General features: G+C 73.1%; 2 protein-coding genes. One reads left to right on the forward strand and one right to left on the reverse strand.

The genetic code is table 11. From position 1 onward, the window contains the following. On the reverse strand, positions 1–5,215 hold a 5,215-nt coding region (locus tag ACOJTC_RS17500), incomplete at its 3' end, for a beta-ketoacyl synthase N-terminal-like domain-containing protein (protein ID WP_420117686.1). An 836-nt stretch (positions 5,216–6,051) separates the two neighbouring features. On the opposite strand from ACOJTC_RS17500, the gene ACOJTC_RS17505 reads away from it, so the two are divergent. Then, a partial coding sequence (locus tag ACOJTC_RS17505) for a sulfite exporter TauE/SafE family protein (protein ID WP_420117687.1) occupies positions 6,052–6,929 on the forward strand: 878 nt, incomplete at its 3' end.

Genomic DNA, 6,929 nt, shown 5'->3' on the forward strand with positions numbered 1-6,929 from the left:
CGATGGCCAGCGCCGTGCCACCGTTCGACCCGGCCACGGTGGGGGCCGGGGCGGGGCGTGGGGCGACGGCGGGCGTCGGGGCCGGAGCCGCAGCGGGGGCGGCGGCGGGCAGCGACCGGGGGGCCGGGGCGGGGGTCGGCGTGGGTGCCGGGCCGGCGTACCCCTCGACCCGGTACGTCCCGGTGGGCTCCCCGGCCGGCCGGCCGCCTCCGTCACCGGGGTCACCGAGGAAGGCGAGCAACACGTCCCGCTGGGTGGCGATCATCTCCCGCGTCGTGCGCAGGTACTCGCTGAGCAGCTCGCCCCGGATGTCCCGGACGGCGGCCGGCGCGGGCTCGTCGACGGTCCGGACGTCCCGGACGGTCGACGGTGCGGGGCCGCTGACGGTGCCGGTGGCGGCGCCGGGGGTGGTGGCGGTGCCATTGGCAGGGGTCATCGACAACTCCTTGATCCGTCGGGGAGGGGTCATACCACCGGGAAGGCAGTTGCCGTGCTGGTCCCGGACGAGTTGGCCGTCGACCGTCCAGAGCGGACGACGGTTCGGTGCGGTGGTGGTGGCGCCGTCCGCGACCCGGCCGTGGAACAGCCAGTCGGTGCGGACCGGGGTGCCGGCGCAGGCGAGTTCGGCCACCGAGATCAGGAACCCGCGCAGGCCGTCGGCCGGGCCGCGTTCGCAGGCGAGCGTCTGGTGCGGCCGGTCGCCGAGCACCCCCGGCACCATCCGGCTGAGCACCAGGGCGGGGGCGACCTCGACGAAGAGGCGGGCGCCGGCGGCGTACATCGCCTCGATCTGCTCGACGAAGCGCACCGGCGCGCCGATCTGCTCGGCGAGGTGGTGGCGGACCTGGCCGGCGTCGCCGGAGTACGGGGCGGCGGTCAGGTTCGACCAGACCGGGATGCGCGGCTCGGTGATCGACCGGGCGGCGAGCACCTCGGCGAAGGTCTCCACCGCACCGGCCACCACCGGACTGTGGAAGGCGCAGGCCACCGGGATGGCGCGGGCCGACAGGCCGGCCTCCTTGAGCGCGACCACCGCCGACTGCACCTTCGCCGTCGGGCCGGAGACCACCACCTGCTGCGGGGCGTTCCGGTTGGCCAGCACCACCTCGCTGGTCAGGCCGGCCCCGGCGAGCACCTGGGCGACCTGCTCGGCGCTGGCGGCGACCGCCGCCATGGTGCCCGGGTCCTCGCCGCAGGCGTCGAGGATGGCCGCCGCCCGCTGCCGGCTCAGGTCGAGCAGGGTGGCCGCGTCGAACGCCCCGGCGACGCAGAGACCGACGAGTTCACCGTAGCTGTGACCGGCGGTCATGTCGGGTCGGACGCCGAGGCGGCGCAGCAGGTGGTCCACGGCGAGGCCACCGATGCCGAGCACCGGCTGGGCGGTACGGGTGTCGCGGACCCGGTCCTCCTGGGCGCGCCGGGAGTCCGGGTCGAACGCGGCCGGCGGGAAGAGCAGCTCCGCGGCGGGCTTGTCGAGTTCGAGGTAGTGCCGCAGCTCGGGGAAGGTGACGAAGAGTTCCCCGAGGGCGCCGGGGCGTTGGCTGCCCTGGCCGGGGAAGAGGAACGCCACCTGGCCGGGTCCGACCGGGTCGACCCCGGTCGGCTGGACCAGGCCCCGGGCCGGGTCGTGTTCGCCGGCCAGCGCCCGGTGCAGCAGGGTCTCCAGTTCGGCCAGGTCGCGGGCGACCACCGCGACCTGGGTCGTCCCGGGCCGGTTGGCGGCCTTGGCGGCGACCGACGCGGCCAGCTCGGCCAGCCGTCCCGGCCGGTTGCCGGTCCCGTCGGCGGCCAGGTTCTCCAGCAGCTGCCGGACGCCCTGGTGGGCGGCGGCCCGGTCGGTGCCCCGGAAGCAGAACAGCTCGGCCGGCCAGATCCGCTGCGCGTGCCGCGGCTCCGGCGCGTTGGCGTGGGCGCTGAGCACGACGTGGAAGTTGGTGCCGCCGAAGCCGAACGCGCTGACCCCGGCGATCCGCTCGGCGGCCGGCACGGGCCACGGGCGGGCCTCGGTGAAGAACGCGAACGGGCTCTGCTGCGGGTGCCAGGCCGGGTTGGGCCGTTCCAGGTGGATGGTGGGTGGGCGGATGCCGTGGTAGAGGGCGAGCGTCGCCTTGATCAGGCCGGCCAGCCCGGCGGCGCACTTGGTGTGCCCGATCTGGGACTTCACCGAGCCGAGCGCGCAGCTGCCCGGTTCGGCGCCGGCCTCGACGAACATCCGGGTCAGCGTCTCCAGTTCGGTGCGGTCGCCGACCACGGTGCCGGTGCCGTGCGCCTCCACCAGCCCGACCTCGCGGGGGGAGATGCCGGTGCGGTGGTAGGCCCGGTCCAGGGCCCGCCGCTGCCCGTCGGGGCGCGGCGCGGTCAGGCCGAGGGCCCGCCCGTCGCTGGCCCCGCCGAGCCCCTTGATCACGCCGTAGATCCGGTCACCGTCGCGTTCGGCGTCGGCCAGCCGCTTGAGTACGACGCACGCGACACCCTCGCCGAGGGCGATCCCGTCACCGGTGCTGTCGAAGGGGCGGGACCGGCCGGTGGGGGACAGCGCGTGCGCCGAGGTGAACATCAGGTAGTCGTTGACCCCGTTGTGCAGGTCGGCGCCGCCGCAGATCATCAGGTCGCTGTCGCCGGCGACCAGTTCCTTGCAGGCGGCGTCCATCGCGGCCAGCGACGAGGCGCAGGCCGCGTCGATGGTGTAGTTCGGTCCGCCCAGGTCGAGCCGGTTGGCGACCCGGCCGGCGATCACGTTGGCCAGCACGCCGGGGAAGCTGTCCTCGGTGACCGTGGGCAGCAGCTCCTGCATCTGCTCGGGCACCTCACCGAGGTACGCCGGGAGCATGGTGCGCAGGGTTTGCGCGTGGCCCATGTCGCTGCCGGCCTCCGCGCCGAAGACCACGCCGGTGCGGGCGTGGTCCGCGCCGGGTGCGTCGTACGGGTAGCCGGCGTCGACCAGCGCCCGGTGGGAGACCTCCAGGGCGAGCAACTGGGTCGGGTCGATGCTGCTCAATGCGGCCGGGGGGATGCCGTAGCCGATGGCGTCGAACGGGACCGGCTCGATGAACCCGCCCCACTTGGAGACGCTGATCCGGCCGGTCTGTCCCGGCCCGACCTCGGGGGCGTAGTAGTGCTCGGTGTCCCAGCGTTGCGCCGGGACCTCGGTGACGGTGTCGACGCCGCTGAGCACGGTGCGCCAGAAGCTGTCCAGGTCGGGGGAGCCGGGCAGCATGCAGGCCATCCCGACGATGGCGATGTCCAGCGGCGCGGGCGGTTCCTCGATCTCGACGGCCGGCGGTGTGAGTCGGGCCCGCAGCGCGTCGAGCCGGTCGGCGTGGAAGCCGCGTACCGCGGTGGTGACGTCGTCGTGCAGCTCGGCGACGGTGGTGGCACGGTCGCGCAGCACGGCCACCTGGCCGGCCATGAACAGCCCCTCGCTTGCCTGGACGCCCTCGTCGACGGTCTCGACGACGTCGCCGGAGCGGCGCAGGCCCTTGCTGGCGATCCGCAGCCGGCCGACGTTGAGCAGCTCCAGCTGCTCCCACACCTCGCGGTTCTCCGCCCCGGCACCCTCCAGTTGGGTGCGCAGCTGGTGGAAGTCGTCGACGAACGGGGTGTGCAGGCAGCGGGTGGCGTGCCCGGGAGCGGTCTCCAGCAGCGCCGTGTGCTCGGCGGTGAGCGCCTCACGCTGGAACAACGGCTGGACCGCGCCGTGGGTCACGGCCTCGGCGGTGAACAGGTAGGCGGTGCCCATCAGCACGCCGATCCGGGCACCCCGGCGGGCCAGCGGGGCGGCCATCGTGGCCACCATCGCCGCCGACCGGGCGTCGTGCACCCCACCGGCGAAGAAGATCTGTAGCTGGGCGCCGGCGGCGGGATCGGTGTCGAGGTGGTCGTCGAGGACCGCCAGCTGGGCCTCCCACAGCGGGAAGCTCGCCCGGGGTCCGACGTGCCCGCCGCATTCGGCGCCCTCGAAGATGAACTTGCGCGCGCCGGAGCGCAGGAACTGGCGCAGCAGGCCGGGGGAGGGCACGTGCAGGAAGGTGCTGATCCCCTGCTCCTCCAGGGCGCGGGCCTGCGGTGGGCGGCCACCGGCGATGATCGCGCAGGCGGGCCGGATCTCCCGGATGACCTCCAGTTGGGCGGCGCGCAGCTCCTCGGGGGCGAAACCGAGCACCCCGACACCCCACGGGCGGTCGCCGAGCTGGGCGGCGGTCTCGGTGAGCATCCGGCGGCACTGGTCGGCGGAGTTGAGGGCGAGCGCGATGAACGGCAACGCGCCGCCGTCGGCGACGGCGGCGGCGAAGGAGGCCTCGTCGCTGACCCGTGTCATCGGGCCCTGGGCGACGGGCACCCGTACCCCGAGGGCCTCGGCCAGTGGGGCGTGCGGCTGGAGCAGGTCGGCGGCGTCGGGGCCGTCGACGGCGTCGAGCATCGCCGCGCGCATGCCGCGTACGGCGGTGGCGGTGTCGGGCCAGCGGTCGGCGAAGGCCGCCGCCAGCCAGCCGTCCTGGCCGACCGGGAGCAGTTCGCTGTCGCCCTGGTGCGGGCCGCCCCGGCGGATGCCGCGTACGCCGTCGCGCAGCACGGTCTCCGAGCCGTCCATCCGCCGGATGACGGCCTGCACGTCGGCCGGCAGCTCCGACTCGGGCATCAGGGCGAGCTGGGTGTCCAGCACGACGCCGGCCGCGCCACCGACCAGGCAGGCCCCGGCGGTGCGCGGGCCGATCCCGCCGGCCACCCAGACCGGCAGGTCGAGGGTGTCGTCGGCGACGAGCTGCTGGAGCAGGACGAAGGAGCTGAGCTCGCCGACCCGGCCGCCGCCCTCCATTCCGCGGGCGATCAGTCCGTGCGCGCCGGCGGCCGCCGCGGCGTGGGCCTCCGCCCGGCTGGTCACCTCCACCAGCACCCGGTGGTGCCCGGTGATCTCGGCCAGCGGCCACGGGCTCGTCGGCTCGACCACGATCAGGTCCACCCGGCCGGCGGCGGCGCGGTCCACCTCGGCGGGGCTGGCCTGGCAGCCGGCCGGGACCCGGATGCCGATCGGGGCGGACGACCAGCTCGCGGCGCGGGCGAGCGCCCGCAGCGACCAGTCGTCGCCGGTGGCCAGGTCGATGATGCCGCGTCCACCACCGGCTGCGGCGGCGGCCGTGATCCGTGGGCCGGGTTCCAGGACGCCGACGGGGTTGACGACCAGGATCAGGTCACGTGTGTACGGTGCGCTACTCATCGGGCTCCCACTTCGGTCGCGACGGATCGCGTGCTGACTAGGGGATTTGCCGGCAGTGGGCCGGCGAGCGCGTGCTGATTTGCCACAGTGAATGTCGCGCTGCGTCACAATCTAACGTCGCCTAGTTACAGCCCGGTTAAATTCGCCGATCATCGGGCGTGGGATGAAGATTTCCTACCAAGGCTACCGGATATGCCGTCGGGTTAACCAGGCACGATGTTCTTCGATGCGACCCTGCTGCCACCAGATCGTGCCATCGATGCTTGTCCGGTCATTTGCAGTTTTATTTCCAAACTGTTTTCTGGTGACCCGCGTAGTCCCTGGTAGTGGAGATCGGAGCTTCCCGTATCCCACTATGTGGAACGGGTCTTGCCATCGATTGCCGTATACATCAAAGATCCGTATCGGTATTCATGCCGTCATTACCCATAGATTAGCTATGGCATTCGTGAGGCGAGGTGGGATTGGTTTTCGATCTTTAGATTCCCTGGTGGGGCGCGGATTGATTGCCGACCGCGCATCCGTCCCACCCACCGCCGCTGACCTCGGCGGTGACCGCCGACCGGGCGACGAAGCCCTGCAGGCGTCACCGATAACGGCTCTGGGCTGGCAAAACGCCACCCCATGACGACGGTTGACGTACTCCCTTAACGAACGTTTCACGCGCTGTCCGCCGGGTGGTCGTACCCACCGGTGGCACACGCTCCGCGGGGGCGATTCCTCCGGCAGCACCGACCTCTGTACAGGCCGCGACCAGCCGGGACGGCCGTCACCGTGACGGTGGTCCGCCCCGGCCGCGCAGGCCTTCCCAATTCCCTTCCTGATCGGCGGTAATTGTGCGTAGCCTGCTTCTTCTTGCCCTTGTCGGCCTTGGTGCGCAACTGGTCGACGGCAGTCTCGGGATGGCGTACGGCGTGACATCCACCACATTGTTGCTGGCTCTCAACACGGGTGCGGCGAGCGCTTCGGCGACCGTTCACCTGGCCGAGATCGGCACCACCCTCGTCTCCGGCGCCGCCCACTGGAGGTTCGGCAACGTCGACTGGACGGTGGTCCGTCGGGTCGGCGTGCCGGGTGCCATCGGGGCGTTCGCCGGGGCGACCTTCCTGTCCAGCCTCTCGACCGCGACCGCGGCCCCGATCATGTCGCTGATCCTGCTGACCCTCGGCCTCTACGTGCTGATCCGGTTCACCGTCGCCGGCCTGCCCCGCGACCGGGTCGGCCTGCCCCTGCGCAAGCGCTTCCTCGGCCCGCTGGGGCTCGTCGCCGGCTTCGTCGACGCGACCGGGGGCGGCGGCTGGGGGCCGGTCGGCACCCCGGCGATCCTGGCCAGCGGCCGGCTGGAACCCCGCCGGGTGATCGGCTCGATCGACACCAGTGAGTTCCTGGTGGCGGTCGCCGCCAGCCTGGGCTTCCTGGTCGGCATCGGCTCGGAGAACATCAACTTCGGCTGGGTGGGCGCGCTGCTGCTCGGCGGCATGATCGCCGCGCCGATCGCCGCCTGGCTGGTGCGACTGGTCCCGCCCCGGGTGCTCGGCTCCGCCGTCGGCGGGGTCATCGTGCTGACCAACATCCGGACCCTGCTGCGCAGCGAGTGGATCGGCGCCCCGGACGCCGTCCGGTACGCCTGCTACCTGGTCGTCGTGGGGCTCTGGGTGGCGGCGGGGACCTGGTCGCGACGCCGGCACCGGGCCGACCGGCCCGCGGGGCCCGG

Source organism: Micromonospora sp., from assembly GCF_048594385.1.
GTDB classification, from domain to species: Bacteria; Actinomycetota; Actinomycetes; order Mycobacteriales; family Micromonosporaceae; genus Micromonospora; species Micromonospora wenchangensis.